The sequence below is a fragment of the Gilliamella sp. Pas-s27 genome, assembly GCF_009795865.1.
GTDB lineage: Bacteria > Pseudomonadota > Gammaproteobacteria > Enterobacterales > Orbaceae > Gilliamella.
In genome coordinates this window covers 1-529 of sequence record NZ_WTEW01000096.1, presented here as the reverse complement: position 1 = coordinate 529, position 529 = coordinate 1, and the positions used below count along the sequence as shown (strand labels likewise).

Sequence of the window (529 nt, the reverse complement as noted above, 5' to 3'; positions counted from 1 at the left end):
TAATGGTCACATCATGATTGCTTTTATAATCAAAGTTCCCCTTTTTTTTGACTTTAAATTCAGCGGGTAAATCAATTAAATAGGTCCCAATACAGCGTGTTGCGCTATTTTTTAATAACTCATTTACTTGTTGCTGTTGTGTTGATGATAATTTAGTCATACGAATGTCCTTATGAAATACCTGACAACGGGTTAATACGGTTAGCGCAAATAGACCAACAATAAAACAGTAATATTTATTCGTTTTCAAAAGAACTTTCCCTTATTCTAATGCTATTAGTGATTTCTTGCCAAAACACCATTAGTTGATCTTTGCTATACGCCTGTCTAGGATCTAAAGGAGATTTGTAGTACATTTCTAAACGTAATTGTGGTGTTTTATAGGTTGGGTCGGTCATATGAATCCCCAACGAAAATACATATCCCCAATCATCGGAACCGAAACCTTTTTCATTATGGAAAAATTGCCCTTTTGCTATCCACTCTTCTAGCAATAACCCATTACTCTCACGCGTCCCTTTATAGAGAG

1 protein-coding gene and 1 pseudogene are annotated in these 529 nt (G+C 35.2%); both read right to left on the bottom strand.

What is annotated here, in order from left to right; genetic code table 11:
* Positions 1–250: pseudogene (locus tag GQ589_RS11865) on the bottom strand (hypothetical protein); the annotation flags it as partial.
* The coding region (locus GQ589_RS11860; protein ID WP_202115107.1) for a T6SS immunity protein Tli4 family protein at positions 237–529 on the bottom strand (293 nt) is incomplete at its 5' end. The gene GQ589_RS11860 and the pseudogene GQ589_RS11865, both read right to left, overlap by 14 nt.